This window comes from Magnetospirillum sp. XM-1, assembly GCF_001511835.1.
Classification (GTDB): domain Bacteria; phylum Pseudomonadota; class Alphaproteobacteria; order Rhodospirillales; family Magnetospirillaceae; genus Phaeospirillum.
The window spans coordinates 3,323,138-3,348,611 of record NZ_LN997848.1 but is presented as its reverse complement, the minus strand read 5'-3'; the positions used below and the strand labels follow the sequence as shown (position 1 = coordinate 3,348,611).

Below are 25,474 nucleotides of genomic sequence, written 5' to 3'. Positions count from 1 at the left end.
GCCGCCTCAATGGCGGCTGGAACCGGTGACTCGGTCACCAACGGAGTTTGGGACATATGCGTGAAGGTATCCTGGTCATCAACGCCGGCTCGTCCAGCATCAAGTTCTCGCTGTACATCTCCGAGGGCGACGACGAGCCGCAGCTGTCGTCCAAGGGGCAGGTGGAGGGCATCAACGTCGCCCCCCATTTCATCGCCAAGTCGCCCGACGGGACGGTCCTGGCCGAGGACCGCTGGCCGGACGAGCCCAATCTCAGCCACGAGGCGCTGTTCAAGCACATGATCGGCTGGATCGAGTCCCATCTGGACGGGGCCGAGCTGAAGGTGGCCGGGCATCGCGTGGTGCATGGCGGCTCGCTCTATTCCCATCCGCTCTTGATCAACGACGACCTGATGGCCGAGCTGGAGCAGCTGGTGCCCCTGGCGCCCTTGCACCAGCCCCACAACCTGGCCCCCATCCGGGCGCTGGCCAAGGTCCATCCCGGCCTGCCGCAGGTGGCGTGCTTCGACACCGCCTTCCATCGCTCCAATCCGTGGGTGGCCCAGACCTTCGCCCTGCCGCGCGCCCTGACCGGCGAGGGCGTGAAGCGCTACGGCTTCCACGGCCTGTCCTACGAATACATCTCGCGCCGGCTGGCCAAGCTGGCGCCTGCCCAGGCCCGTGGCCGGGTGGCGGTGGCCCATCTCGGCTCGGGCGCTTCAATGTGCGCCATCAAGGGCGGCAAGAGCGTCGCGTCGACCATGGGCTTCACCGCGCTGGACGGCCTGCCCATGGGCACGCGGACCGGCACGCTGGACGCCGGCGTGGTGCTCTATCTGCTGCAGCAGAAGGGCATGACGGCCAAGGAGATCGAGAATCTGCTCTACAAGCAGTCGGGCCTGCTGGGCGTATCGGGGCTCAACAACGACATGCGGGTGCTGCTGGAAAGCTCGGAACCCCACGCGGCGGAAGCGGTGGAGCTGTTCGCTTACCGCATCGCCCGCGAGCTGGGCTCGCTGGCCGCCGCCATGGGGGGCCTGGACGCCCTGGTGTTCACCGCCGGCATCGGCGAGCATTCGCCCCCGGTGCGCACCAAGGTCTGCCAGCTGTCGGAATGGCTGGGCATCCGCCTCGACGATGAAGCCAACGCCGATGGCGGGGCCGAGCTGATCAGCGCCATGGACAGCAAGGTGGCGGTCTGGGTGATTCCCACCGACGAGGAGATGATGATCGCCGAGCATACCCGCGAGGTCTTGTGGAGCTTGCGCGACTAGGCTGAAACCACTACATATGGTATGGCTATTGTGCTTCTGGTCAATTCCCTTGGGAAATGGCACAGTGAAGCCATGACACCGAACCAGCCGGGACCGCGAAGGCATGCGTAAGCTGAAGATTTCCATCGGACACCATGTCCTGCACGTCGACCTCTACGACACGGGGACGGCGGACGCGATCCTGGCGGCGGTGCCGTTCGAGGCCCGCGCCGCCATCTGGCAGGGTGAGGTCTACTTCCAGGCCCCCGTCCACGCCGACCGCGAGGACCACGCCCGCGACGTGGTCGAGGCGGGGGAGCTGGCTTTTCGCCATGAAGGGGAATCCATCGTCATCGGCTATGGCCCGACGCCGTGTTCCGAGGGCGAGGAGATTCGTCTGGCGGTTCCCGCCAACATCTTCGGCCGCACCGGCGATTCGCTGGCCTTTCTGGCCAAGGTCGAGGCGGGGGAGCTGGTCCGGGTCGAAGCGGCCGCGGAGTAGGGGCATGCCGTTCCGGGCCGCATTGCGGGTATTTGCCGTTTTCGCGCTGATGGCGGGGCTGTCGGGCTGCGCCGTCGCCGAACTGGCCGCCCATGGCGTCAAGGAATGGGACAAGCGCAATCAGGGTGGGCCGCAAAGCGCGTCCCAGTCCGCGCCCCAAAGCCAGGCCCAATCCCGGACCGAGGAGGAACCGCCGCCGCCGGCCCGCGCTCCGGCCTCGCCGTCGGGCCGCTCGTCGGTGACCGTCGAGGAACTGCCGGCCCGGTAGGCCGGCCGCGCCCCTATCTGCGTCCGCGTTCGATCTCGATGCCGACCGAGGCGGCCTCGGCGTAGACGTCCAGCTTTTCCACCCGGATGCGGGCGGTTTCCACCCGGTCGTCGGCGAGGCACAGCTCGGCGATCTTTTCCGCCAGGGTTTCCACCAGATTGATGTGACCCTCGGCCAGCATGGCCTTGATGCCGTCGATCACGTCCTCGTAGGACACCACGTTGGCGATGTCGTCGCTCAACGGCCCGGCCTGTTCCAGCACGCTCATGTCGACGTTGATGCGGACCCGCTGGGGCGCCAGCAATTCATGGGCATGGATGCCGATGGAGCATTTCAGCACCAGATCACGGACCAGGATGCGATAGAGGCGGCGGACCGGCGCTTCGCCCGGCTGCGGGGTCTCGGCTTGACTGCGGCTCACGAACACTTCGACTTTCCTCAGGCTTGGAAAGCAGGGTCATAGCGCTTACCGAGCGCGGCGCGCAAGTGGTCAATGTCCGTTGGGGCCGCAGGACGGGCAATGAGCCGGCCATGTGCGGAAGGGAAGGTCGTCGGCGAAGATGCCCAGCGACTCCAGCGCCGATCCCGCGGCAAGCCACTGATCCTCCACCTTGATGCCCCCGCATTTCGGGCAAATGTCCACACTGAGCGGCATGGCGCGGTGCCGCCGGATGAACGCGGCGCTGTCCTGGCGCTCCTCGGCGATGGGACGGCTGGAAAAACGGATGCCGCCGTCGCCGACGGGCACCATGGCCATGGACATTACCCGCCGGGTATTGAAGTCGTCGCAGCGGAAGGTGAAGCACTGGCCCATACCCGTCCTTCGGGTCTCGGTCACCAGGGCGCGGTAGATGTCGGCGATGTTGCCGTTGCCCAGCAGATCCCAGAGGCTGCGGCCAAGGGCGGGATGCCGGGTGTTGCCGTTCGCCCAGCCCGGACTCATGGCGACGATGCGGTCCCGGCCGCAAATCTCGTAGGCGAGGATTTGGGAATCTTGGATATCGGACGCCGGATAGTAGACGGATGCACCCATTGCTGCGCCCCTTAAGTCCATAGGCATATACCACAAGGATGTAATTGCGACCGGGGGCGGCGACAAGGTCATAGTGTCGAGAGAGGGCCGATCCTTCGAACGTCGTCGGCTGCGGGCAGGCGGCCGAGCAGGGTGGCGACGCTGGCGGCCAGTGCGGGATGCAGGCACGGCCCGGCAATCTCGGCCAGGGGGGCCAGGGCAAAGTGGCGTTCGTGCAGGCGGGGATGGGGCAGGGTGAGAGTCTCGTCCTCCATCACCACATCTCCATAGAGCAGGATGTCGAGGTCGATGAGGCGCGGCCCATAGCGCACCGACGCCACCCGGCCCAGTTCGTCCTCCATGCGCTTCAGGCGCGCCAGCAGGTCGCTCGGCGGCAGCGTGGTGGCCAGGGCCACGGCCATGTTGAGGAAGGCCGGCTGGTCGGTGACGTAGAGCGGGGCCGTCTCCCAGACCTGGGAGCAGGCGGCGACGGTGCCCAGCGTGGCGAGCGCCTCCACGGCGGCGCGCAGATTGGCGGGCCGGTCGCCAAGGTTGGTGCCGAGGCCGAGGTGAACCAATGTCATGATGGAGCGTCAGGCGATGATGTCGGGAATCAGCAGGTTTTCCAGCCGGGCGATCTCGTCCTTGAGATGCAGCTTGCGTTTCTTCAGCCGCTGCAGGCGCAACTGATCGAACGGCGCTTCATCGGAAACGCGGGAGATCACGTCGTCCAGGTCGCGGTGCTCGGTCTTCAATTCCGCCAGTTGACGGCGGACTTCTTCAAGGTTGTCATCGATCATGGGGCTGGACGAAGCTAGGATTTAAGTGGCTGGAGGGTAGCAGAACTCGTCCGGAAACGGTATGGGTAAGGTAGGATAAAGAGGAGGTTGGGGTATGGCGGCCAAGCGTATCGGAATTCTGACCAGCGGCGGCGACTGCGCCGGATTGAACGCGGCCTTGCGCGCCGTGGTTCATCGCGCCATCCGCAATTACGGCTGGCAGGTCTTCGGTATCCGGGACGGCAGCCTGGGACTGATGGACCGCCCCCTCAACTTCGTCGAGTTCGACCTGAAATCGGTCAACGACGAGATGCTGCGCCTGGGCGGCACCATCTTGGGGACCATCAACAAGGGCGATCCCTTCGCCTATCCCATGCCCGACGGGACCAAGAAGGACCGCTCGCAGGATTTCGTCGACGGCTACAAGGAACTGGGCATCCAGGCCTTGGTGGTGATCGGCGGCGACGGCTCCATGCGCATCTTGAACCAGCTGTGCCGCCAGGGCGGCATTCCCATGGTCGGCATCCCCAAGACCATCGACAACGACGTGGCCTGCACCGACTACGCCATCGGCTTCGCCACGGCGCTCAACGTGGCGGGCGAGGCCATGGACCGCCTGGCGCCCACGGCGGCCAGCCACCACCGCGTGATGATCCTCGAGGTCATGGGCCGTGACGTCGGCCACATCGCCATCAACGCCGGCATCGCCGGCGGCGCCGACGTGGTGCTGATCCCCGAGATTCCCTATACCCTGGAAGGCATCGCCAAGAAGATCGCCGAGGTGCGCGAAGAAGGGCGCAACCATGCCCTGATGGTGGTGGCCGAGGGCTGCAAGACCGAGACGGGCCAGGCGGTGACCCAGCTGCAGAGCGGCGGGCAGGCCCGCTATGGCGGCATCGGCCAGTATCTGGCGGCCCGCCTTGCCGAGACGGTGGAGGCGGAAACCCGCGTTACCGTGCTGGGCCACGTGCAGCGCGGCGGCATGCCCGCCATGCGCGACCGCATCATCGCCTCGGCCTTCGGCGTGTATGCCGTCGACCTGATCGCCCAGGGCAAGCTCGGCCGCATGGTGGCCTGGCAGCACGGCCAGGTGGTGGACGTGCCCATCACCGACGTGGCCGGCATCACCCGGGCCATCGATCCCTACGGCACCCTGGCCCAGACGGCGCGCGGCCTGGGCATCTATATCGGCGAGATGTAGGGAGCCGATTCTTCCGTCATGGCCGGACTTGTTCCGGCCATCCACGCGGTTCCGTCTATCTCATTGCTTCGAAGGATGTTCCGACGTTGCCGCGTGGATCACCGGGACGAGCCCGGTGATGACGGCATAAGGGGCCTATTCCCCCCAGCGCCGGATCGTCCCGCAATCGAGCCCGAACAGGTCGAGCATGCGCCCGACCGTGTGCTCGACCATGTCGTCCAGGCTTTCGGGCTTGGCGTAGAAGGCCGGGACGGGGGGAGCGACCACCGCGCCCATTTCCGACAATTGCAGCATGGAGCGCAGATGGCCGGTGTGCAGCGGCGTCTCGCGCACCATCAGCACCAGCCGGCGGCGCTCCTTCAGCGCCACGTCGGCGGCCCGGGTGAGCAGCGAGGTGGTCACCCCGGTGGCGATCTCGCTCATGGAGCGGATGGAGCAGGGCGCCACGATCATGCCGAGCGAGGGGAACGAGCCCGAAGCGGGCGCGCCGCCGATATCCTCGGCCTTGTACCACTTGGTGGCCAGGGCGCGCACCTGGGCGAGCTTCAGGTCGCTTTCGTGGGACAGCGTCACCTCGGCGGCCCGGCTCATCACCAGATGGGATTCGACCCCGAGGCGGCCCAGCATCTCGAGGGCGCGGATGCCGTAAACCACCCCCGAGGCTCCACTAATTCCTACGATCAGGCGGGGCGGATGGGCGTTCAAGGCGATTAATCCTCGTGGCGGTATGAGGTTGGGGTAAGAACCTTAGTCCAGGAGGATGGGCAGGGCAATTTCCCTGCTGACAATTCCGTGACAGGAGGAATAAGATTCCAAGGTCACCCACCCCATAGGGAGGACCGTAATGAGCCTTCATGACCGTGTCGAGTCCTTGAAAGCCAAGCATGCCGCTCTGGAAAACGCCATCGAGTCGGAAACCAGACGCCCGCTGCCGGACAATACCCAGATCCATGATCTCAAACGCAAGAAACTGCTGATCAAGGACGAGCTGAGCCGCATCGGCTCCGGACCTCACTGAGGAAGGCGATCAAGGGGCCGGGTTTTCCCGGCCCCTTATTTCATTCGGCCGCCTGTTGCCGAATTCACAAATTGCAATATTTACCGCCGGACCGCGGAAAAATGCGAACCTTGCGAATGGGTGAGGATCGTTCGATAACCTATTGTGAAACAATGTGAAAACATTGTTGGCCCAGGGTGTGTGAAAATGCTTATGCGCCCCCGCAATGCACCTTTGCAAAATTAGCCTGATTACGGCATTCTCCCGCTCAGACGGAGGGGCGGAAAGCCCCCCATGGGAGTGGCAAAGCAGAGGACCTGTCCGACATGACGAACGCATACCAGCAAGCCTACGACAAGTCGCTGAAGGACCCGGAGGGGTTCTGGGGAGAAGCGGCCAAGGACATCCATTGGTACAAGACCTGGGACAAGGTCCTGGACGATTCCAACAAGCCGTTCTATCGCTGGTTCGTCGGTGCCGAGACCAACACCTGCTACAACGCCGTCGACCGCCACGTCGAGCAGGGCCGTGGGCCGCAGACCGCCATCATCTATGACAGCCCGGTCACCCAGACCAAGCGCAAGATCAGCTATGACGAGCTGAAGGACCAGGTGTCGCGCCTGGCCGGCGCCATGGCCGCGCTGGGCGTGACCAAGGGCGACCGCGTCCTGCTCTACATGCCCATGATCCCCGAGGCCGTAATCGGCATGCTGGCCGTGGCCCGTCTGGGCGCCATCCACTCGGTGGTGTTCGGCGGCTTCGCCCCCACCGAGCTGGCCACCCGCATCAACGACGCCAAACCCAAGGTGATCCTGTCGGCGTCCTGCGGCATCGAGGGCTCGAAGGTCCTGCCCTACAAGCCCATGCTGGACGAGGCCATCGCCATCTCCGAGCACAAGCCCGGCAACACCATCATGTTCCAGCGCCCCCAGGCGGCCGCCGTGATGGACAAGGCCGGCGACCTCGACTGGGTCGAGGTCTGCGCCAAGGCCAAGCCTGCCGATTGCGTGCCGGTGAAGGCCACCGATCCGCTCTACATCCTCTACACCTCGGGCACCACCGGCCAGCCCAAGGGCGTGGTCCGCGACAACGGCGGCCACATGGTCGCCCTGATGTGGTCCATGAAGTACATCTACAACATCAAGCCGGGCGAGGTGTTCTGGTCAGCCTCCGACGTGGGTTGGGTGGTCGGTCACTCCTACATCTGCTACGGCCCGCTGCTCAACGGCTCGACCACCGTGGTCTACGAGGGCAAGCCGGTCGGCACTCCCGACGCCGGCGCCTTCTGGCGCATGATCAGCGAGTACAAGATGGCCTCGCTGTTCACCGCGCCCACCGCCTTCCGCGCCATCAAGCGCGAAGACCCCAACGGCGAGCTGATCAAGAAGTACGACCTCAGCAGCTTCCGCGCCCTGTTCCTGGCCGGCGAGCGCTCGGACCCCGACACCATCAACTGGGCCCGCGACAACCTGAAGGTCCCGGTGGTCGACCACTGGTGGCAGACCGAGACCGGCTGGGCCATCGCCGCCAATTGCCTGGGCCTGCATGAATTCCCCATCAAGCCCGGCTCGCCCACCAAGCCCGTTCCCGGCTGGGGCCTGGAAGTCCTCGACGAAGGCCACCAGCCCTGCGAGGCCGGCAAGGTCGGCTCGCTGGTGGTCCGCCTGCCGCTGCCCCCCGGCGCCCTGCTCACCCTGTGGAATGCCGACCAGCGCTGCATCGACAGCTACTATTCGGAATTCCCGGGCTGCTACAAGACCGCCGACGCCGGCATGATCGACGAGGACGGCTACGCCTACGTCATGGCGCGCACCGACGACATCATCAACGTCGCCGGCCACCGCCTGTCCACCGGCGGCATGGAAGAAGTGCTGGCCAGCCACCCCGACGTGGCCGAATGCGCCGTCATCGGCGTCGCCGACCAGCTGAAGGGCCAGCTGCCGCTGGGCTTCATCTGCCTCAAGGCCGGCGTCACCAAGCCCCACGACCAGGTCATCGCCGAGGTGGTCAGGCTGGTGCGCGAGAAGATCGGCCCCGTCGCCGCCTTCAAGACCTGCACCGTCGTCAATCGCCTGCCCAAGACCCGCTCGGGCAAGATCCTGCGCGGCACCATGCAGAAGATCGCCGACAACCAGGACTACAAGATGCCCGCCACCATCGACGATCCCTCCATCCTGGAAGAGATCGGCGAATCGCTGGAAAGCGTCGGCTACGCCAAGGCCCGCAAGGAAACCGCTGAATAAGCGGCTCCCTGTTACCCCCTCTCCCGCCTGCGGGAGAGGGCAGGGGTGAGGGCACGGCCCCCGGAGCGATCCGGGGGCCGTTGTCGTTGGGGGAAGGGGGGAAAGGGCGAAGGGACTCGTCCCTTCGCGCATCCCTGGTCCATTTCTATCCCCCTCGCCCGCTTGCGGGAGAGGGAGGGGCCCGGCCATCAGGCCGGGAGGGTGAGGGCCCCTTGGGTGATCATCGCGGGGATGCGGTGATTGAACACAGAGACACAGAGAAGGCGCAGAGAAAAAGAACTGTGATGGCTTGAGCGGAGCGAAGCATCTTGCAGCGTGAAGCCGCCGCCCCGGATGCCTGAAGCTCAGGGTGACGGCTTTCCCGGTTTTATTCCTCCGCGCCCCCTCTGTGTCTCTGTGGTTTATCCCCGGTAACCGCCTCCAGCCCTGATCTCTCCTTGCCAACCTCCCCGCTCTCGGCCAAGCCAACCCGTTACGGGGGATGATATGGCAGACAAAACACTCAATACGTACTTGGAAAGCGCCGCCACCACCGGTGTCAACGCCGGAGAGAAAGGGAGCCACCACGCCGGAGCAAAAGGGAGCCACCCGGTGGTTGGGATGGGGGAAATGCGAAGGGGGGCCGATCGGCCCCCCTTCGCATTTTCGGCCGCTGATTTCGCGTGGTGGTCAGGGGGTGATGATCTCGCCGGTGTCTGGATTGATGATGTCCGGTGGTGTGGTTGATCCGGGCGAAGCGGCCTTCCGTCGCCGTGCCTTGGAATGCGCAAGACGGTAGCTCTCGCCGTTCATCTCCAGAATGTGGACGTGATGGGTGAGACGGTCGAGCAGTGCGCCGGTCAGACGTTCCGAGCCAAACACCGAAGTCCACTCGTCGAATGGCAGGTTCGAGGTGACGATGGTGGAGCCGCGTTCGTAGCGTTGGCTGAACGCCTCGAACAGCAGTTCGGCGCCGGTGGGCGACAGTGGCACGTAGCCCAGTTCATCAATGATGAGCAGCTTGTATGCTTGGATCTGGCTCTGGAGCTTGAGCAGACGCTTCTCATCGCGGGCCTCCATCATCTGGCTGACCAGTCCGGCCGCAGTGGTGAAGCCGACCGAGAAGCCGTGTTGGCAGGCCGCCAGCCCAAGGGCTAGGGCCGTGTGCGTCTTGCCGGTGCCGGAATTGCCCAGCGCGATGACGTTTTCGCGCCGGGTGATGTAGTCGCAACGCGCCAGATCGAGCACCAGCATCTTGTTGAGCGACGGGATGGCGGTGAAGTCGAAGCTGTCGAGCGATTTGACCGCTGGGAACCGGGCCTCTCGGATGCGGCGCTCGACCGTCCGTCGTTCCCGCTCGATCAGCTCCAGTTCAGCCAGCCGCAGCAGATAGCGGGGATGGTCGACGCCCTCGGCGGCGCAGAGCTGGGCCAGCTTGTCGTATTCGCGCAGAAAGGTCGGCAGCTTGAGGGTTTTCAGGTGATGGGCCAGCAGAACCTGCGGCAGAGCCGTCTCGGCGGATGTCGTCATGCCGCTTCTCCCAGCAAGGCCATGTAATCGGCGGCGGCCGTGGTCTTGACCTCCGTGCCAGGCAGGAAGGGATAGGCCGACAGATCCAGTCGCGGCGGACGCCGCTCGATCCGGCATAAGGTCAGGTGCTTGATGGCATCGAAGGCGATGGCGCCGCGCTCGATGGCATCCCTGATCGCCGCCGTCACCGGCGCCAGCGGGAAGACCTCCAGCAGTCGCAGAACCTGAACGAACTCCCGTCGGCCACGTTTGTCCATGCGGGCTTCCAGCAGGCGGCGCAACTCGGCGAACACATCGGGCAATTGCCATCCTTGGAGTGGAGCGGCTTGGTCCAGTGCGCCGGTCTTCTGCTCCAGCAGGGCGAGATAATGCAGGGGATCGAACACGAAGTCGGCACTGTCGTATGACCGGGGATGACGGGCGATCACCTCGTTGCCGTGGGCAATCACCACCTCATCGACAAACCCCTTCACCAGCACCTCGCGGTGACCGAACTGGGTCGGCACCGAATAGTCGTTACAGCGGTAGCGCACCAGGCTGAGCGAACTGACCCGGCCGGGGCGTTTGTCGCACGGCTCGAAGGGGGCGGCAGGCAATGGACGGAAGACAGCAAGATCAGCGGCCAGCCGCTCACCTATGGTCTGGTGGTGGCCCCGCAGCACATCGCCGTGGTGCTCCAGACTGCGAGCCAGCAACATGGCATTGAACGCGTCAAAATCAGCGGCCACCGGCTTGGGCACCATCCAGTTACGCCGGGCGTAGCCCACCAACCCCTCGACCTTGCCTTTGTCATTGCCCTTGCCGGGACGGCCGAAGCGATCCGTGAACAGGTAGTGGGACTGCAGCTCGGTGAAGGCCCTCGTCCGCTTCCGCTTGCCGTCGCCGAGAATCTTGGCCACCGCCAGCGTCGTGTTGTCGTAGAGGATCGACACCGGCAGGCCGCCGAAACGGTCGAACGCGGCCACGTGACCATCCAGAAACGCCTCGGTGGTCTCCGCCGGATACGCCTTTACGAAGGTCGCATCAGAGTGCGGCAGGTCCATGCAGAAGAAGTGGATCTTGCACTCCACCCCGCCGATTACGGCCAGCGCCTCGCCGAAATCCACCTGCGCATGGCCGGGCGGATGGTATAGCGGCACGAACATCTCCTTCGATCGAAGCCGCTGCTCGGCCACATATTCCTTGATGATGGTGTAGCCGCCGGTGAACCCGTGCTCGGCCTTGAGACGCTCGAAGATCCGCTTTGCCGTATGTCGCTGCTTCACCGGCATCTTGGGGTCATTGGCCAGAATTTGGTCGATGATCCCGGTGAACCTGTCCAGCTTCGGCCGTGCGGCTGGCTCCTTCCGCCGATACCCCGGCGGCACCGAAAACGCGCACATCTTGTCTACCGTCTTGCGCGCAATGCCGAATAAACGCGCAGTCTCTCGCCGGGACCGGCCTTCAACGAAGACCGATTGCCGCACCAACAGATAAAGATCCACGGGCTTCATGCTCCCGCCCTTCGTCATCATCAGAAACGAAGGGCATATCACTGGCCGACTTTTACGCCGCCCTCAGCACCACAACGGCGCCGATCCGTGGCCTACTTTCTCTCCGGCGCGCACACACCGGGGAGTGGGCGACATTCACCAGCGCAGATGTGATCTCCGCCGCGTGGATACGCACATTGGCCCTCGCCGAAAAAGGCCCCCCCAAGGGGCTCAGGATCACGGGCGCCACCATCCAGGGCCGCCTGGACTTTGAAGGCTGCACCCTGCCGCGCCCCCTTTTGCTCGGCGCCTGCACCATCGCCGACGGCATTACCTTGCGCCGGGCCACAGCCATGGATTTGGGATTTCAGGTCTGCCCCCTAATCGGCGGCATCGAGGGCGGAGGATTGAAGGTCGACAATGACCTCTTCCTTCGCCGCTCCACCATCACGGGACGTGTCTTTCTTGCCGGCGCTAAGATCGGTGGCAACCTCGAATGTAATGGCGCCACTCTGGATGGCGGTGAGGGTAATGCCATGAACGCCGATCGCCTGGAGGTCAAGGGTGGGGTGTTTTTGCGCGACGGATTCTCGGCCAAGGGCGTGGCCGATCAAGCATGCCACGATCGGGGTTTTGGTCGATGAGGCCGCCTGCTGGCCCGATTTGATCCTCACCGGCCTGACCTATGACAGTATCGGTCACGGATCACCCCAGACGGCGGAAGAGCGGTTGGTGTGGCTTGGTCGGCGGCAAAATACCGAAAAATTCGATCCCCAGCCCTACGAGCAATTGGCAAAGGTCCTGAAGGCCACGGGCCATGCTGGGGAGGCCCGGCGGATTTTGATCGAGAAGGAGCGGGACTATGCCCGGCGCAAGCGACAGGCTGCCGGGACAGGTCCCCAATGGCTGCATGTGATCTGGCTGTGGTTGATGGACAAGCTGACCCGCCATGGTTATGAGCCCTGGCGGGTGTTGCCCTATGTCCTGGCGGTTTGGGCGCTGGGCTGGGGCATCTACAGCGACACCGACCGGCACTTTGCCATGGTTCCGGCTAAGGAACGGGTCTACATGAGCGAGAAGTACCAGGAGGGTGCGTTACCGCCGCAATATCCGCGCTTCAACGCCTTCATCTATTCCGTCGACGTGTTCTTCCCCTTCGTTGATCTGCATCAGGAATCCGAATGGCGCCCGGCCACCGAGAAGGTGCGCAAGGATCAGAGTGAATTCTACGCTCACAATGGGTGGATCGCCAAGGTCTACACCTGGATTCACATCGCCTTGGGGTGGGGTTCCTGAGCGGTATCGGCGTCGCGGCCGTTACCGGGCTGGTGAAGCGGGAGTAGGGGGCATAAGAAGCATCACCTTGCGTCATGGCCGGGCTCGTCCCACTGGTGTCCGGTTTAATTTGAGGCGGCAGACGTGGAGTCATGAGACACGGATGTCACGGATGCGGTGCTTCGCACCGCTCACGGATAAACACGGAAATGCTCTTGTTTCCGGCTACCTCCCCGACCCTGCCCCAGAATGACCATATGGGATTTCCATAATCCGTGATCATCCGTGTCCATCCGTGTTCCATGACCGGATCAAACCCGCATTGGCTCCGCCATTCGGGGCTCTCATGGAAATTTAAACCGGACAGCACTGGGCTCGACCCGGCCATCCACGTGGATGCCCGGAACACGTCCGGGCACGACGAGTGTGGAAACGGCTAAAACCAACGGGATCAAAGGGCCTTGGGCCCTTTGCGGGTGTGGGCGGCGCCCACAAGGGGCTTTCTAGCCGGTCCACACGGTCATTTCTTTTTCGTCGCCGTTCTCGGCCAGCCAGTGGTCGATCTGGTTGAGGCGGAGGTCGCAGGCGGCGCGTTGGCGGCAATCGTCGCGGTGCAGGCAGTCGTGGGCGACGGAGGCGGTGCAGCGGACCAGATCCGGGTCGCAATGATGGCTGGCCCATTTCAGGGCCAGGTCCAACCCCTGGAGGCAGGTGCAGTCGAGGGACCGTGCCATGATTCGTCCTTCCACTCCTTCATGCTGAAATCATGATAACCCGGCGGCGGCGGGATGTATCGCTTCGCGTGTTGCGCAAAAGGATAGGTTCGCCGAATTGTTTGCATACGTTGGACGTAGGACAAAAAAATCCGCCCCGAACCTGTGGGCCGGGGCGGTGGAAGTTGCTTAGAGAGGGAGGCTGACCTCGGGGGAGGTCAACATCTGGAATAAGACTAACAAGCAGGGATTCCGCAGTCAAACGATTTTAATGTGCGACGCGGTAATTCCGAGCGATCTAGTGGGATTGTTGGGTTTCGTCCAGGGCCAGCACGCCCTTCAGCAGGTCTTCCACCGCTTGGCGCGACAGGTCGCGGGTGATGAAGACGATGCGGGTGCGATGGTCGTCGTCGGGCCAGCCGGGCAGGGGGGCGGGGGGATGGAAGACGTGCTGCACCCCGTGGATGGCGAGCGGGTCCTCGGATTCGCGGGCGTTGACGATGCCCTTGATGCGCAGCAGATTTTCGCCCTTGGACGAGATCATCAGCTCCAGCGCGAAGCCCAGCGCCATCCACGACACCGGCTCGGTGGCGGTGAAGACGAATGCCTGGATGTGAGCATCGTGGCGGTTGGCATCGTGGTGATGATGGTGGTCGTGATGGGCGTGCTGGTGGGCGCGGTAGGCTTCCTCGTTCAACCAACCGGCCACATCGGGAATTTTACTCCCGGCGTTGAACAGCCCGGCATCAAGGATGTCCCTGGGCTCCAGTTTGCCCTGCACCGCGACGATGATCGGCGCGGCGGGGTTGAGGCGGCGCAGCCGGGCGCGCAACACCTCCACTGCGACGGGATCGGCGATGTCGGCCTTGGTCAGCACCAGCCGGTCGGCCACCGCCGCCTGCTTCACCGCCTCGGCCTGGGCGTCCAGGGTACGGTCGCCGTTGACCGCGTCCACCGTGGCGACGATGCCGTCCAGCTTGTAGCGGCTGGAGATCAGCGGATCGCTCATCAGGGTGTGGATGATGGGGGCGGGGTCGGCCAGGCCGGTGGTCTCGATGATCATGCGGTTGAATTCGGGGATTTCGCCCCGCACCCGCTTGATGAACAGGTCGCGCATGCCTTCGACCAGATCGCCCCGCACCGTGCAGCACAGGCAGCCCGATTGCAGCAGCACCACATCCTCGGCCACCTGACGCACCAGCAGATGATCGAGGCCCACCGAGCCGAACTCGTTGATCAGCACGGCGGTGTCGGCCAGACCCGGCTGGGCCAGCAGGTGGTTCAAAAGGGTGGTCTTGCCGCTGCCCAAAAAGCCGGTCAGGACGGTGACGGGAATGAGGCTCATGCGTGCAACTCCGTTATATGGGCTGCCGCCCATACCCGCTTGGGGCCTCGGCCCCAAACCCCATTCTAATAATCAAAGGGGGTTCGGGGCATCGCCCCGAATGGGTTTGGGCGATAGCCCAATTTACTTCTTATACAGTTCCTCGGGCGAGACCTGCACCTTCGCCACCTCGGTCAGGCCTTCCGCCCGGGCGGCGGTGTAAAAGCAGGTGCGCCGGCCGGTGTGGCAGGCGACGCCGTCCTGGTCCACCTTCAGAAGGATGGTGTCGCCGTCGCAATCGATCAGGAAGTCCTTGAGCCGCTGCTGCTGGCCCGAGGTCTCGCCCTTGCGCCACAATCCGCCGCGCGAGCGCGAGAAATAGCAGACCCGGCCGGTTTCCAGGGTCTCGGCCACCGATTCGGCGTTCATCCAGGCCATCATCAGCACCTCGCCGGTGTCGAATTGCTGGGCGATGGCGGGCACCAGCCCATCGGCGTTGAACTTGAGCTTGGGCAGCACGGCGGCGGAATCGATTGCGGGCATGACGGAAACCTCTCCAACGGGAGGCTAAGGGTTTAGCGGGCGGAAAGGCACTCGGCAAGGGCGCCGGCCAGTCCCTTCATCTGCTGCACATAGGAATCGGGGCCGGCGGCCACAAGCAGGCCTTCCGGGTCCAGCCGCCCCATCCTGGCACCCGCCGCCTCGGCCAGGGCGGCGGCGGTGGCCGACGGCGCGCCCGGCTCGCCGAAGACGCAGGACGCTCCCGTCGCTTTCAACCGGTCGCGCAGCTGGGCCATGCGTTTGGCGCCCGGCGGACGCTCGGGATCGACGGTGATGGCTCCGGCCGGCGACAGGCCGTAGCGCGCCTCGAAATACTGGTGGGCGTCGTGGAACACCACATAGGGCCGCTTGGCCACCGGGGCCAGTTGGGCGGCGATCTCGGCGTCCAGGGCGGCCAGCCGCCGCTTCAAGGCTTCGGCGTTGGCGGCGTAGCGCGGCGCGTTGGCGGGGTCGAGGGCGGCAAGGCGCTCGGCCACCGCCCCGGCCAGCAGCTGGGCGTTGCGCGGATCGAGCCAGACATGGGGGTCGGTCTCGTCCTGATGCTTGCCGTGGTGGTCGTGGTCGTGGCTGTCCCAGGCTCCGCCCTCGCGGGCGTCCAGGCGGATCAGGCCGGGCAGCGACAGCATGGCCAGCCCGTCCTTGCGCCGGGCCATGGGGCGTTCCAACCAGGATTCCAGGGCCGGACCGACCCAGACCACCAGTTTGGCTCTTTCGGCGGCGCGGGCGTCGGAAGGCTTCATGGCGTAGCCGTGGGGGGACGCGCTGCCCGCCACGATCAGGCCGGGTTCGCCCACGCCCGCCATCACCGCCGCCACCAGGGAGTGCAGGGGCTTGATGCTGACCAGCACATCCGGCGCCTCGGCCCGGACGGGGGAGAACGGGGCGGCAAGGCCGAACAGGAGAAGGGCTGTCGCCAGGGTCTTCCGCATAAGGGCGCTCCGTGCCATGATGGAATGGATGGAACGTTATAATATAACATTTCGGTGGCGACAAGGATGAGCTTTCCGGTTCCCCAGCACGATCACGGCGCCTGTATCCGCGCCGCCATGGCGGCGGCCGAGGAGGAATGCCGTCGCCGTGGCGCCCGGCTGACCGACATCCGCCGCCGGGTGCTGGAACTGGTATGGGGCAGCCACCGGCCTGTCGGGGCCTATGCCCTGTTGGAATCCCTGGGCAAGGAGGGGTGGTCGGCGGCGCCGCCGACCGTCTATCGCGCCCTGGATTTCCTGCTGGCCCATGGGCTGGTCCATCGCATCGCCCTACTCAACGCCTTTGTCGGCTGCGTCCATCCGGGCCATGCCCATGCCGGGCAGTTCCTGCTGTGCGGTGAATGCGGCATCGCGGTGGAACTGGAGGACCGCGAGGTGGATGACGCCATCGGCCGGGCCGCCGGGCGCCTGGGATTTAGCGTGGCGCGCCAGACCATCGAGATCGAGGGGCTGTGCCCGGATTGCCGGGCTAAGGGGGATGCGCCGTGACCCTGCTAAAGATGTCCGGCGTGCGTCTGACCCATGGCGGGCATCCGGTGCTCGACCGCGTGGATCTGGGCGTGGAGGCCGGGCGGATCATCACCGTGGTGGGGCCCAACGGAGCCGGCAAGTCGTCGCTGCTCAAGGTGGCGCTGGGGCTGCTCCGTCACGACGCGGGAACGGTGGAGCGCAGCGCCGCCATCGTCGGCTACGTGCCCCAGCGCCTGGATATCGGCCGGCTGCTGCCGCTGTCGGTGCGGCGCTTCCTGGCCATGGCCCTGCCGGGGCGGGTGGGCAACGGCACGCTCGAGGACATGCTGGACACGGTAGGCGCCGGCCATGTGCTGGGGCGCCAGGTGGCCGACCTGTCCGGCGGCGAATTGCAGCGGGTTCTGCTGGCCCGCGCCCTGCTGCGCCGCCCCGACCTCCTGGTGCTGGACGAGCCGGTGGGCGGCGTCGACGTGGCGGGGCAGGCCGAGCTTTATGACCTGATCACCGCCCAGGCCCGCGACCACGGCGTCGGCGTGCTGATGGTCTCGCACGATCTGCATGTGGTGATGGCCGCCACCGACCACGTGGTCTGCCTGAACCGCCATGTGTGCTGCGCCGGCCATCCCGAGGCGGTCAGCCGCCATCCCGAATACCTGGCGCTGTTCGGCCCCCGGGTGGCGGCCAGCCTAGCCATCTACACCCATGCCCACGACCACGGGCACGGCGCCGACGGTTCGGTCATGCCGCTGGAGGGCGGGGCAGAGGCCCACGGGCACGTTCACGGGCCGGGGTGCCGCCATGGATGACTTCCTGCTGCGCGCTCTGCTGGCCGGCGCGGCGGTGGCCCTGGTGGCGGGGCCGCTGGGCTGCTTCGTCGTCTGGCGCCGCATGGCCTATTTCGGCGACGCGCTGGCCCATTCCGCCCTGCTGGGCATCGTGGCGGGACTGCTGCTCGGCGTGGCGCCCCTGGCCGGGGTGGCGGCGCTGTGCGTGGTCGCCGCCCTGATCCTGGCGCGTGCCGAGGCTGACCGGGCCAGCGGCATCGATTCCCTGCTGGGCATCCTGGCCCACGGCTCGCTGGCGGCGGGACTGGTGCTGCTTTCCCTGATGGAGCGGGTCAGGGTCGATCTGATGGGCTGGCTGTTCGGCGACATCCTGGCGGTGACCGCCGACGACCTGTTGTGGCTGTGGGGCGGGGCGGGGCTGATCCTGTCGGTCCTGGCCACCCAGTGGCGCACCCTGGTGGCGGCGGCGGTGGACGAGGATCTGGCGGTGGTCGAGGGACACAAGGTCGCCCGCGCCCGTGCCCTGCTGATGCTGCTGGTGGCGCTGGGGGTGGCGGCGGCCATGAAGGTGGTCGGCGTGATGCTGGTCAGCGCCATGCTGATCATCCCGGCGGCGACCGCCCGCCGGCTGGCCCGCACGCCGGAACAGATGGCCCTGGTGGCGGCGGGGGCTGGGCTGGCCGCCACGGCGTTCGGACTGGGCGGCAGTTGGCAGTGGGATACGCCGTCGGGACCGAGCATCGTCACGGTGGCGACGGCGCTTTTCCTGCTGTCGCGCGCGATTCCCAGGCGATGAAGCGAGCGGATGGCCTTGCCCAATGCAAGCGGCGGTGCCATCATCAGCCCTCACTAGTGTTATTTGGGGGAGGCCGCGTCCCAGAAGGGACAGAAGGCCTTGAAAGATGAACGATTCCAAGCGTCGCGAAAAATTCGAATCCAAGGTCGCGGAACTGCTGGCGGTGACCGCGGGGCTGAAGGTGCCGCAGATTCTCATGCTGCGCCGGATGACCTCGTCCGATCCGGACACCCAGTCCTGGGCCAACGACCGCGAACTGGGCGTGGTGTTCGACACCATTCTCGACCGCGCCGTGGCGGCCATGGACGTCGAAGAGCTTGGCGCCGCCGCCGACCAGCATTTCGATGGATTGCTGCCGCCCGGACCCGACGATTCCCGCGACAAGGAACGCTGGCTGCTGTTCGACGTCACCAAGAAGTATCTGGTCAACCGCGCCAAGGGGGCGGCGCAGGTTCCGGTCGCGCCCGAGCCGCCGCCGGCGGTCATCGAGGAAGAGGAGGAGGCGCCCATCGCCTTCGACAACTTCCGCCAGATGTTCGACGAGACCCTGGCCCGCTATGCCCGGCGCGCGCTGCAGGTGCTGGTGGTCAATCCGGCCGGCGCCGCCAGCCTGCGCCCGCATATTCCGCTGCCCTTCATCATCTCGCCCGGCTTCGCCACCTGTTATGAGACCCTGCTGCGCAAGTTCGTGCTGCCCGACATCCGCGCCACCAAGCGCATCAAGGAACTGTCAGAAAGCCGGACCTGGGATTCGACCGGCCCCAACCGGCTGATCGGCATCATTCAGCAGGGAGGCCAGGGCAACCCCATCCTCGACACCTGGGATTCCCGCTGGGCCGCCTACAAGTCGGAAGGTGTGGGGTCCAAGCACGCCAAGACCAACGATCCCTGGGCGGTGTTCCATGACTGGGCCAAGGCCGGCGGTTTTCCGTCTCCGGGCGAAGCCGATATTCCGCTGCTCCATTCGGTGATCCGCTGGGAGCCCGAGGCACTGATCGAGGCCTGGCGTGAAGTGGCGCTGCTCTACCAGCAGGAATTCCACCCCAAGGACCGCCACGATCAGGCCCGCGAGGGCGCGTTCCGCGACGCCATCGTCCGGGTGATCCGCGAACTTCCCAAATACGGCGGCGATCTCATCGCCATGAAGGCGTTCTTCGAGATGCCCAAGTGTGACCGGATGTTCCTCAGGAAGCTGATGCAGACGGTGGGGGGAACCGAAACCGAGCGCCGCCGCGTGGCTCCCGGTCTGGTCCATTTCTATAACAACCTGCCTTTGTGACCGTTCCGCACTTGCGGGAATTTTGGTCTCTTGCGATTGGTGTTATAACCAAGGCATAGGTTCGGGTTGGAGAAGCCGGCATGCCCGGTAGGGTGAGTATCCGAGATGACGCCAGGAAGCCTTCCACATGGCTTCCCTTTGTCATGGCCGCTTTCGTCACCTTCTGTTCGGGCCTGGCCCTGCTTCAGCTCTACGCCCTGCAATCGGAGCGTCGGCACGAGGCGGCGCGGGCCGAACTGGTGTCCCAGCTCAGCGTGATCCGCGCGCGCCTGGAATACAATCTGACCGCTCCGCTGTTCATCACCCGGGGGCTGGTGGCGCAGTTGATCTTTCACAATGGCATGAGCGACGCCGATTTTGCCCGGGCCTCCTCGCTGGTGATGCAGGATTACGAGTCCATCCGCAACCTGGCCATGTCGCGAGGCACGGTGATCACCTCGGTCTATCCCGCCGAGCCCAACCGGGCGGCCCTGGGGGCGGATTACCGCGATCTGTCGGGCCAATGGCCGGCGGTGGAACGGGCCATCAACAGCCGCAGGCCGGTGGTGGCCGGGCCGGTCAATCTGCTCCAGGGCGGAACGGCGCTGATCGGCCGGGTGCCGGTGTTTCTGCCCGGACCCGGCGGCGAGCCCAAATTGTTCGGCCTGATCAGCGTGGTGATCGACATTCCCAAGGTCTTCGCCGCCTCCGGCATCGATGCCGGCAGCCTGCCGCTGGACCTGGCCCTGCGCGGTCGCGACGGGCTGGGCAAGGCCGGGGCGATGATCTGGGGCGACGAGGAGATCTTCAGGCGGTCCCCGGTGGAAATGGAAGTGACGCTGCCCGATGGAACCTGGGCCATGGCGGCTATCCCCAAGGGCGGCTGGCCCAAGGGTGGATGGTCTGGCGATGACGGCGAGTTGCGGGTGACCCGCGGCATGGGAATGCTTCTCTTCGTGCTGACCGCCCTGGTGTCGTTCGGCTGGGCGGTCTACGCCAGGCGCCAGCGCCGCGCCCAGCGGTTCATGGCCGAGAGCGAGGAGCGCTACCGCGCCCTGATGGAAACCGCCCCCGTGGCGGTGATCGTTCACCGCGACGGCCGCATCCTGTTCGCCAACACCCAGGCGTCGCGGATGTTGCGGGTGAGCGAGGGCCAGGCCCTGGACGGACGGGATGTTTTCGACTTCGTGCATCCCGACAGCCGCGACGCCTTGGCCGAACGGGTGGATGCGGTGCTCGCCCAGCCCGATTCCGTGGCCAGCGGCTCGAGCCGCTATCTCACCGCCGAGGGCGAGGCTATCGAGACCGAGGTGATCTCGACCCGGGTCAGCCTCGACGAACGGCCGGCGGTGCTGTCGGTGGTCCGCGATGTGACCGACCGTCTCAGGGCCGAGGCGGAGCGTGAAAGCCTGCTCGAAAGCCTGCGGCGTTCCAACGAGGACCTGCAGCAATTCGCCTATATCGCCAGCCACGACCTGCAGGAGCCGCTGCGCAACGTGGCTGGCTATGTCCAGCTTCTGGGGCGGCGCTATCGCGGCCGGCTGGACAAGGATGCCGACGAGTTCATCGCCTTCGCCGTCCAGGGGACCAAGCGCATGCAGGAGATGATCGCCAATCTCCTCGACTATTCGCGGCTGCGCCATGACGACGGCGGGACCGAGTCCATCGACAGCCGGATTCCCCTCGACGAGGCCCTGGCCGATCTCGGCGCCGCCATGGACGAGTCGGGGGCCGTGGTCGAGGTGATCGGCACCATGCCCATGGTGTCGGTCCGGCGGGTGGAACTGGCCCGCATCTTCCTCAATCTGGTGAGCAACGCCATCAAGTACCGTCGCCGCGACGTCATTGCCCGTATCCGCATCTCGGCCCGGCGGGACGGGCTGAACTGGGTGTTCTCCGTCGCCGACAACGGCATCGGCATGGAGCCGGCCTCGCTGGACCACATCTTCACCCTGTTCCAGCGCCTGCACTCGCGCGAGACCTATGAAGGCACCGGTATCGGCCTCGCCATCTGCCGCAAGCTGGTGCAGCACAACGGCGGGCGGATCTGGGCGGAATCCGAGCCCGGCCGGGGCTCGACCTTCCATTTCAGCCTGCCGGCGGCGGACTGAGCTTATACCAGGATGTGCTGATCGAAACCGATCCTCGCATCGCCCTCAATCGCCGGGCGCCGCCCCTCGGGCCTAGCCAAACCGGGCTCATCGCAGTTTGGTATTACGAGCGGGCGGGAGAGAGGCGGAAACCGGCCAGGGACGGGGTCTTGGACAGGGTGTCCAGCAGTTCCAGGGGGGCGGGTGCGCGCTCGGCCAGCAGCGACATCTGGTACTGGAACAGCGCTCCGCCGTCTTCCAGCTGGAAGCTCCAGTCGCGGGCCACGAAGCCGTGGCGCGACAGCATGGCGTGAATCTCTTCGGCCGGCGGCGTCTGGTTGTGCAGATAGGTCAGCGTCAGGTGGAGCGCCGTCTGGTGGGGCAGGGCGTTCTCGATGCGCCGCGCGGCGGTCATCACCGCCACGGTGCAGAAGGCCCCGAACAGCGCCGCCACGTAGAAGCCCACGCCGATCAGCACGCCCAGCGCCGCCGTCACCCAGATGGAGGCGGCGGTGGACAGGCCGCGGATGCTGAAGCCTTCCTTCATGATCACGCCGGCGCCGAGAAAGCCGATGCCCGTCATGATGCCCTGTATGGTGCGCGTCGGATCGGCGATGCCCGGCGTGTCGGACAGGCCGGCGTACCACATGCTGGGATAGCCGTTGACCACGGTCAGCGCCGTTGACGCCATGCACACCAGCGCATAGGTGCGCAGTCCCGCCGCCCGTCCGTGATAGGAACGCTCGTAGCCGATCATCAGCCCGGTGGCCAAGGCTCCGAGCATGTGCAGCAGGATCAGGCCATTGGTGGCCAGTTCCTTGCCGGACCAATAGGCCTGCAGCGTTTCCATGCCTTAGCTGGCGTTGTCGTTGAACGCCGCCGTCTCGTAGATGTCGGCGGGCGCCATGGATGGGATCGGCGTGTCCATAGAGGACTGGAACGACGCCGGCACGTTGCCGGTGCTGGCGGCCGTCTCCACCGGCTGTGCCGCCGGGGTGGCGGGCGGCGGCGGGGCCAGGCGGGCCGCCGGAGTATTGATCGCCGATGGTGCGGTCGGATTCTGCTCGGTTTCCACCGGCGGCAGCGGCGTGGCCGGCGGAGGCGGCGCCTCGGTCGCGGCGGGCGCCGCAGGCGGCGTCGGAGCTGTCGCCGGGGCGGGGGAGGGCGGCGCGGCGCGGGTCTCGCTCTGGCCTGCCGGGGCGGAGGGGGGCGTGTTCGGCTCCTCGGCGTCCTCATCCAGCTCCATTCCGCCGCCCAGCGCCTTGTAGAGGCCGATGGCGGCCTCCAGGCGGCCGAAGCGGGCCTGGACCTTGGAATCCTCGGCCTGGAAGCGGGTGCGCTGGGTCTCCAGCACGTTGAGATAATCGACCATGCCCAGGCGGAAGGCCTCGGAGCTGAGGCCATAGGCGTCGAGCGAGGCCTGCAGAACCTCCTGTTGCGCCACTTCCAGGTCTCCCTGCAGGCGCACGGCCATCAGCGCGTCTTCCACGTCGCGCAAGCTGACCAGGACGGTCTGCTGGTAGGTCTCGATCAGTTCGACGTACTTGCCCTCGCTGTATTCGATGTCGGAACGGGTCTTGCCGTTGTCGAACAGGGTGGCGGCCATGGTCCCGGCCAGGGTGAAGAAGATGCTGGTGGGATTGGTGATGTTGTCGAAATACTGGGCGGCCCAGCCGCGGTCGCCGGAAATGGAGAGCGTCGGGAACAGCTTGGCGCGGGCCACGCCGATATTGGCGTTGGCGGCGACCAGGTTGGCTTCGGCCTTGCGGATGTCCGGACGGCGCAGCAGAAGGTCCGACGGCAGCCCCGCCGAAACCTCGGGGACCCGCAGGTCGCGCAAGGTCCGGCCGTTCAGCGACAGGGTCTGGGGCGGACGCCCCAGCAGCACGGCCAGTTTATTGAAGGCCCGCTCCCGCTGGAGGACGATGGGGGGAATCGTCGCCTCGGCCTGGGCCAGCACGTTACGTTGCTGGGCCAGTTCCAGGTTGGAGCTTTCGCCCAGGCGGACGCGTTCGGACACCGCCTGGTACATGGCCTTCATGTTGGCGATGTTGCTGCGCGCCACCGTCTCGCGGTCCATGCCCTCGAGGTACTGGATGTAGCTCAGCACCACGTCGGAAATCATCGACAGTCCGACCGCCTCGCGGTCGTGGACGTTGGCGAAGGCGGTAGCCAGCGCCGAAGCCTCGGAGGCGCGGATCTTGCCCCACAGATCCACTTCCCAACTGGCCGAGACATAGGCCGAGCTGAGGCGGTGGGTGCGGTTGGTGGGCGGGTTGGGGTCGGCGCCCTGGCCGCCCTGGGGCGAATCCACGCTGCGCTTGCCCGACGCGCTGATGGTCGGTAGCAGGGAAGAGGCGGCCGAACCGGCCGTGGCGTCGGCCTGTCGGATACGGGCGGCGGCGGCCTTGAGGTCGTGGTTGTTGGCCAGCGCCTCTTCCACCAGCTTGTCCAGCTCCTCGGAGCCGAAGATCTTCCACCACTGGGACAGCGGCTTGGGCATTTCCGGCGAGGGCTCGGGCAGCGGATTGCGGTAGCTGGCGGGTATGTCCTGCTTCGGGCGTTCGTAGTTCGGCGTGACGTTGCAGGCGGTGCTGCTGACCGTCAAGGCGACAACCATCACCCATCGCGCCGCGCGGGCGGACACACCCAGTCTTTCCCTCTTGCCCATAGGTTCCCCTGGTCCTGTACGGGCCCAGTAAGTACCACGATTGCCGCCCCCCCGGAAGTCCCGTCCGACCAATGGGTAGGGTGGGTAGTCTTTCAGTCGTGGGCCTGCCTCCCCACATGAGGGGGCGGGACTGTTTCATCCGACCGTTCAATCATACTTTTTGATGCTGCAATGCAGCAATCGGTTCTCAGTTAACCAAAGTACAGTTAACGATAAGTAGCGCGTTACGAAACAACACTTTTTTCGGTAGATGGTGCTTGCAAAATAGGGAAGGTTCATTTACCTATCCACCCATCGAACGATTCAGGCTCCGGGAGGAACCATGGCCACCAAGAAGAAGGAACGGGGGGCGGCCGAACCCACCCCTCAGGAACTCATCCGCTATTATCGCGAGATGCTGCTCATTCGCCGGTTCGAGGAAAAGGCGGGACAGCTCTACGGCATGGGACTGATCAACGGCTTCTGCCACCTCTATATCGGCCAGGAGGCCGTGGTGGTCGGCATGCAGGCCGTGGCCGGGGCGGCGGATTCTTGCATCACCTCCTACCGTGACCATGGCCACATGCTGGTCTGCGGCATGGACCCCAAGGGAGTGATGGCGGAGCTGACGGGCCGCGCCGGCGGGTATTCCCGCGGCAAGGGCGGCTCCATGCACATGTTCTCGCGCGAGAAGCGCTTCTACGGCGGCCACGGCATCGTCGGCGCCCAGGTGCCGCTGGGCACCGGCCTGGGCTTCGCCCACAAGTACTCCAAGGACAACGGCGTGGCCCACGTCTATTGCGGCGACGGCGCCGTCAACCAGGGCCAGGTTTACGAGGCCTTCAACATGGCGGCGCTGTGGAAGCTGCCCGTGGTGTTCGTCATCGAGAACAACAAGTACGCCATGGGCACCTCGACCGTGCGCCACGCCGCCGGCCAGGAGCTGTACATGCGCGGCGCCGCCTACGGCATTCCGGGCGAGCCGGTCAACGGCATGAGCGTCATCGCGGTGCGCGACGCCGCCGCCCGGGCGCTGGAGCACGCCCGTTCCGGCCAGGGTCCCTATATCCTGGAAATGAACACCTACCGCTATCGCGGCCACTCCATGTCCGACCCGGCCAAGTACCGGAGCAAGGAGGAGGTGACCAAGATGCGCGAGCAGCACGATCCCATCGACCAGCTGAAGGAAAAGCTGCTGGCCGACGGCCTGATCGACGAGGCCGGTCTCAAGGAGATCGACCGCGAGGTCAAGGTGATCGTCACCGAAGCCGCCGAGTTCTCGCAGTCCAGTCCCGAGCCGGATCCGTCCGAGCTGTGGACCGACGTGCTGATCGAAGCTTAGGCGAG

27 protein-coding genes are annotated in these 25,474 nt (G+C 65.7%); 14 read left to right on the top strand and 13 right to left on the bottom strand.

Going from position 1 to position 25,474, the window contains the following annotated elements; genetic code table 11:
- The first annotated feature begins 56 nt into the window (after positions 1 to 56).
- The 3 genes from XM1_RS15500 to XM1_RS15490 all read left to right on the top strand — a co-directional run bounded on the left by XM1_RS15500 (position 57) and on the right by XM1_RS15490 (position 2,002).
- Entirely contained in the window at positions 57 to 1,253 is a 1,197-nt protein-coding gene (locus XM1_RS15500; protein ID WP_068435014.1) for an acetate/propionate family kinase, read from the top strand.
- Between the two features lie 103 nt (positions 1,254 to 1,356).
- The gene (locus XM1_RS15495; RefSeq protein WP_068435012.1) at positions 1,357 to 1,734 is read left to right on the top strand and encodes a cyclophilin-like fold protein; all 378 of its coding nucleotides are present in this window, start codon (positions 1,357 to 1,359) and stop codon (positions 1,732 to 1,734) included.
- Between the two features lie 4 nt (positions 1,735 to 1,738).
- Positions 1,739 to 2,002, top strand: coding sequence for a hypothetical protein (locus XM1_RS15490; RefSeq protein WP_068435010.1), 264 nt, complete (start codon positions 1,739 to 1,741; stop codon positions 2,000 to 2,002).
- Positions 2,003 to 2,015: 13 nt separating this feature from the next.
- Here the strand turns inward: XM1_RS15490 and XM1_RS15485 are convergent, their stop codons facing one another.
- The 4 genes from XM1_RS15485 to XM1_RS15470 form a co-directional block, all read right to left on the bottom strand.
- Positions 2,016 to 2,423: a dihydroneopterin aldolase gene (locus XM1_RS15485; RefSeq protein ID WP_369816006.1), complete on the bottom strand. Its 408-nt coding sequence runs from the start codon at positions 2,421 to 2,423 to the stop codon at positions 2,016 to 2,018.
- A gap of 69 nt (positions 2,424 to 2,492) precedes the next feature.
- Positions 2,493 to 3,035 (bottom strand): hypothetical protein, encoded by a 543-nt coding sequence (locus XM1_RS15480; RefSeq protein WP_068435006.1) that lies wholly within the window; start codon positions 3,033 to 3,035, stop codon positions 2,493 to 2,495.
- 68 nt (positions 3,036 to 3,103) lie between these two features.
- On the bottom strand, positions 3,104 to 3,598 hold the full coding sequence (gene folK / locus XM1_RS15475; protein WP_068435004.1) for a 2-amino-4-hydroxy-6-hydroxymethyldihydropteridine diphosphokinase: 495 nt from the start codon (positions 3,596 to 3,598) through the stop codon (positions 3,104 to 3,106).
- Between the two features lie 9 nt (positions 3,599 to 3,607).
- Positions 3,608 to 3,814 (bottom strand): YdcH family protein, encoded by a 207-nt coding sequence (locus XM1_RS15470; protein WP_068435002.1) that lies wholly within the window; start codon positions 3,812 to 3,814, stop codon positions 3,608 to 3,610.
- 94 nt (positions 3,815 to 3,908) lie between these two features.
- Here XM1_RS15470 and XM1_RS15465 point away from each other — a divergent pair, with 94 nt between their 5' ends.
- Positions 3,909 to 4,994, top strand: coding sequence for an ATP-dependent 6-phosphofructokinase (locus XM1_RS15465; protein WP_068435000.1), 1,086 nt, complete (start codon positions 3,909 to 3,911; stop codon positions 4,992 to 4,994).
- A 135-nt stretch (positions 4,995 to 5,129) separates the two neighbouring features.
- Here XM1_RS15465 and XM1_RS15460 read toward each other — a convergent pair whose 3' ends face one another.
- Positions 5,130 to 5,705 (bottom strand): UbiX family flavin prenyltransferase, encoded by a 576-nt coding sequence (locus XM1_RS15460; protein WP_082700550.1) that lies wholly within the window; start codon positions 5,703 to 5,705, stop codon positions 5,130 to 5,132.
- Between the two features lie 133 nt (positions 5,706 to 5,838).
- On the opposite strand from XM1_RS15460, the gene XM1_RS23515 reads away from it, so the two are divergent.
- Together XM1_RS23515 and XM1_RS15455 are read left to right on the top strand one after the other, a co-directional pair.
- The gene (locus XM1_RS23515) at positions 5,839 to 6,012 is read left to right on the top strand and encodes a YdcH family protein (RefSeq protein WP_082700549.1); all 174 of its coding nucleotides are present in this window, start codon (positions 5,839 to 5,841) and stop codon (positions 6,010 to 6,012) included.
- Positions 6,013 to 6,317: 305 nt separating this feature from the next.
- Entirely contained in the window at positions 6,318 to 8,234 is a 1,917-nt protein-coding gene (locus tag XM1_RS15455) for a propionyl-CoA synthetase (RefSeq protein ID WP_068434996.1), read from the top strand.
- Between the two features lie 669 nt (positions 8,235 to 8,903).
- Here the strand turns inward: XM1_RS15455 and istB are convergent.
- The gene (gene istB, locus XM1_RS15450) at positions 8,904 to 9,743 is read right to left on the bottom strand and encodes an IS21-like element helper ATPase IstB (protein WP_068429053.1); all 840 of its coding nucleotides are present in this window, start codon (positions 9,741 to 9,743) and stop codon (positions 8,904 to 8,906) included.
- On the bottom strand, positions 9,740 to 11,236 hold the full coding sequence (istA, locus tag XM1_RS15445) for an IS21 family transposase (RefSeq protein WP_082700336.1): 1,497 nt from the start codon (positions 11,234 to 11,236) through the stop codon (positions 9,740 to 9,742). The genes istB and istA overlap by 4 nt, the downstream gene beginning before the upstream one ends.
- A 176-nt stretch (positions 11,237 to 11,412) precedes the next feature.
- Here istA and XM1_RS15440 point away from each other — a divergent pair, with 176 nt between their 5' ends.
- Positions 11,413 to 11,859, top strand: a complete 447-nt coding sequence (locus XM1_RS15440) for a hypothetical protein (RefSeq protein WP_068434994.1) — start codon at positions 11,413 to 11,415, stop codon at positions 11,857 to 11,859.
- A complete protein-coding gene (locus tag XM1_RS15435) occupies positions 11,849 to 12,511 on the top strand; it encodes a hypothetical protein (RefSeq protein WP_068434992.1) in 663 nt (220 codons plus the stop codon). Before XM1_RS15440 ends, XM1_RS15435 begins: the two co-directional genes overlap by 11 nt.
- Positions 12,512 to 12,993: 482 nt before the next feature.
- Here XM1_RS15435 and XM1_RS15430 read toward each other — a convergent pair whose 3' ends face one another.
- The 4 genes from XM1_RS15430 to XM1_RS15415 form a co-directional block, all read right to left on the bottom strand.
- Complete coding sequence (locus tag XM1_RS15430) at positions 12,994 to 13,224, bottom strand: hypothetical protein (RefSeq protein WP_068434990.1); 231 nt, start codon at positions 13,222 to 13,224, stop codon at positions 12,994 to 12,996.
- Positions 13,225 to 13,501: 277 nt separating this feature from the next.
- Positions 13,502 to 14,548 (bottom strand): GTP-binding protein, encoded by a 1,047-nt coding sequence (locus XM1_RS15425; protein WP_068434988.1) that lies wholly within the window; start codon positions 14,546 to 14,548, stop codon positions 13,502 to 13,504.
- A gap of 123 nt (positions 14,549 to 14,671) precedes the next feature.
- On the bottom strand, positions 14,672 to 15,070 hold the full coding sequence (gene hisI, locus XM1_RS15420) for a phosphoribosyl-AMP cyclohydrolase (protein ID WP_068434986.1): 399 nt from the start codon (positions 15,068 to 15,070) through the stop codon (positions 14,672 to 14,674).
- Between the two features lie 32 nt (positions 15,071 to 15,102).
- Positions 15,103 to 16,017 (bottom strand): zinc ABC transporter substrate-binding protein, encoded by a 915-nt coding sequence (locus XM1_RS15415; RefSeq protein ID WP_068434985.1) that lies wholly within the window; start codon positions 16,015 to 16,017, stop codon positions 15,103 to 15,105.
- Between the two features lie 66 nt (positions 16,018 to 16,083).
- On the opposite strand from XM1_RS15415, the gene XM1_RS15410 reads away from it, so the two are divergent.
- The 5 genes from XM1_RS15410 (at position 16,084) to XM1_RS15390 (ending at position 21,498) form a co-directional block, all read left to right on the top strand.
- Positions 16,084 to 16,566 carry a Fur family transcriptional regulator gene (locus XM1_RS15410; protein ID WP_068434983.1) on the top strand — a complete coding sequence of 161 codons (483 nt, stop codon included), beginning with the start codon at positions 16,084 to 16,086 and terminating at the stop codon, positions 16,564 to 16,566.
- Positions 16,567 to 16,577: 11 nt separating this feature from the next.
- Positions 16,578 to 17,354: an ATP-binding cassette domain-containing protein gene (locus XM1_RS15405; RefSeq protein ID WP_068437908.1), complete on the top strand. Its 777-nt coding sequence runs from the start codon at positions 16,578 to 16,580 to the stop codon at positions 17,352 to 17,354.
- Complete coding sequence (locus tag XM1_RS15400; RefSeq protein WP_068434981.1) at positions 17,347 to 18,129, top strand: iron chelate uptake ABC transporter family permease subunit; 783 nt, start codon at positions 17,347 to 17,349, stop codon at positions 18,127 to 18,129. The genes XM1_RS15405 and XM1_RS15400 overlap by 8 nt, the downstream gene beginning before the upstream one ends.
- Positions 18,130 to 18,235: 106 nt before the next feature.
- On the top strand, positions 18,236 to 19,408 hold the full coding sequence (locus XM1_RS15395) for a hypothetical protein (protein ID WP_068434979.1): 1,173 nt from the start codon (positions 18,236 to 18,238) through the stop codon (positions 19,406 to 19,408).
- Positions 19,409 to 19,551: 143 nt separating this feature from the next.
- Entirely contained in the window at positions 19,552 to 21,498 is a 1,947-nt protein-coding gene (locus tag XM1_RS15390) for an ATP-binding protein (RefSeq protein ID WP_231920540.1), read from the top strand.
- Positions 21,499 to 21,601: 103 nt separating this feature from the next.
- Here XM1_RS15390 and XM1_RS15385 read toward each other — a convergent pair whose 3' ends face one another.
- Together XM1_RS15385 and XM1_RS15380 are read right to left on the bottom strand one after the other, a co-directional pair.
- Positions 21,602 to 22,327, bottom strand: coding sequence for an MgtC/SapB family protein (locus XM1_RS15385; RefSeq protein WP_068434975.1), 726 nt, complete (start codon positions 22,325 to 22,327; stop codon positions 21,602 to 21,604).
- Between the two features lie 3 nt (positions 22,328 to 22,330).
- The gene (locus XM1_RS15380) at positions 22,331 to 24,097 is read right to left on the bottom strand and encodes an efflux transporter outer membrane subunit (protein ID WP_172821932.1); all 1,767 of its coding nucleotides are present in this window, start codon (positions 24,095 to 24,097) and stop codon (positions 22,331 to 22,333) included.
- A gap of 373 nt (positions 24,098 to 24,470) precedes the next feature.
- On the opposite strand from XM1_RS15380, the gene pdhA reads away from it, so the two are divergent.
- Entirely contained in the window at positions 24,471 to 25,469 is a 999-nt protein-coding gene (gene pdhA / locus XM1_RS15375) for a pyruvate dehydrogenase (acetyl-transferring) E1 component subunit alpha (RefSeq protein WP_068434971.1), read from the top strand.
- The last annotated feature ends 5 nt before the right edge of the window (positions 25,470 to 25,474 follow it).

What these genes read in the sequence shown, in the direction of transcription:
- XM1_RS15385 (WP_068434975.1), bottom strand. Translation starts at nt 22,327, where the DNA reads ATGGAAACGCTGCAGGCCTATTGGTCCGGCAAGGAACTGGCCACCAAT.
- XM1_RS15400 (WP_068434981.1), top strand. Translation starts at nt 17,347, where the DNA reads ATGGATGACTTCCTGCTGCGCGCTCTGCTGGCCGGCGCGGCGGTGGCC.
- folK (WP_068435004.1), bottom strand. Translation starts at nt 3,598, where the DNA reads ATGACATTGGTTCACCTCGGCCTCGGCACCAACCTTGGCGACCGGCCC.
- XM1_RS15425 (WP_068434988.1), bottom strand. Translation starts at nt 14,548, where the DNA reads ATGAGCCTCATTCCCGTCACCGTCCTGACCGGCTTTTTGGGCAGCGGC.
- hisI (WP_068434986.1), bottom strand. Translation starts at nt 15,070, where the DNA reads ATGCCCGCAATCGATTCCGCCGCCGTGCTGCCCAAGCTCAAGTTCAAC.
- XM1_RS15500 (WP_068435014.1), top strand. Translation starts at nt 57, where the DNA reads ATGCGTGAAGGTATCCTGGTCATCAACGCCGGCTCGTCCAGCATCAAG.
- XM1_RS15495 (WP_068435012.1), top strand. Translation starts at nt 1,357, where the DNA reads ATGCGTAAGCTGAAGATTTCCATCGGACACCATGTCCTGCACGTCGAC.
- XM1_RS15430 (WP_068434990.1), bottom strand. Translation starts at nt 13,224, where the DNA reads ATGGCACGGTCCCTCGACTGCACCTGCCTCCAGGGGTTGGACCTGGCC.
- XM1_RS15395 (WP_068434979.1), top strand. Translation starts at nt 18,236, where the DNA reads ATGAACGATTCCAAGCGTCGCGAAAAATTCGAATCCAAGGTCGCGGAA.
- XM1_RS15405 (WP_068437908.1), top strand. Translation starts at nt 16,578, where the DNA reads ATGTCCGGCGTGCGTCTGACCCATGGCGGGCATCCGGTGCTCGACCGC.
- istA (WP_082700336.1), bottom strand. Translation starts at nt 11,236, where the DNA reads ATGAAGCCCGTGGATCTTTATCTGTTGGTGCGGCAATCGGTCTTCGTT.
- XM1_RS15455 (WP_068434996.1), top strand. Translation starts at nt 6,318, where the DNA reads ATGACGAACGCATACCAGCAAGCCTACGACAAGTCGCTGAAGGACCCG.
- XM1_RS15410 (WP_068434983.1), top strand. Translation starts at nt 16,084, where the DNA reads ATGAGCTTTCCGGTTCCCCAGCACGATCACGGCGCCTGTATCCGCGCC.
- XM1_RS23515 (WP_082700549.1), top strand. Translation starts at nt 5,839, where the DNA reads ATGAGCCTTCATGACCGTGTCGAGTCCTTGAAAGCCAAGCATGCCGCT.
- istB (WP_068429053.1), bottom strand. Translation starts at nt 9,743, where the DNA reads ATGACGACATCCGCCGAGACGGCTCTGCCGCAGGTTCTGCTGGCCCAT.
- XM1_RS15380 (WP_172821932.1), bottom strand. Translation starts at nt 24,097, where the DNA reads ATGGTTGTCGCCTTGACGGTCAGCAGCACCGCCTGCAACGTCACGCCG.
- XM1_RS15465 (WP_068435000.1), top strand. Translation starts at nt 3,909, where the DNA reads ATGGCGGCCAAGCGTATCGGAATTCTGACCAGCGGCGGCGACTGCGCC.
- XM1_RS15390 (WP_231920540.1), top strand. Translation starts at nt 19,552, where the DNA reads ATGGCCGCTTTCGTCACCTTCTGTTCGGGCCTGGCCCTGCTTCAGCTC.
- XM1_RS15490 (WP_068435010.1), top strand. Translation starts at nt 1,739, where the DNA reads ATGCCGTTCCGGGCCGCATTGCGGGTATTTGCCGTTTTCGCGCTGATG.
- pdhA (WP_068434971.1), top strand. Translation starts at nt 24,471, where the DNA reads ATGGCCACCAAGAAGAAGGAACGGGGGGCGGCCGAACCCACCCCTCAG.
- XM1_RS15470 (WP_068435002.1), bottom strand. Translation starts at nt 3,814, where the DNA reads ATGATCGATGACAACCTTGAAGAAGTCCGCCGTCAACTGGCGGAATTG.
- XM1_RS15480 (WP_068435006.1), bottom strand. Translation starts at nt 3,035, where the DNA reads ATGGGTGCATCCGTCTACTATCCGGCGTCCGATATCCAAGATTCCCAA.
- XM1_RS15415 (WP_068434985.1), bottom strand. Translation starts at nt 16,017, where the DNA reads ATGCGGAAGACCCTGGCGACAGCCCTTCTCCTGTTCGGCCTTGCCGCC.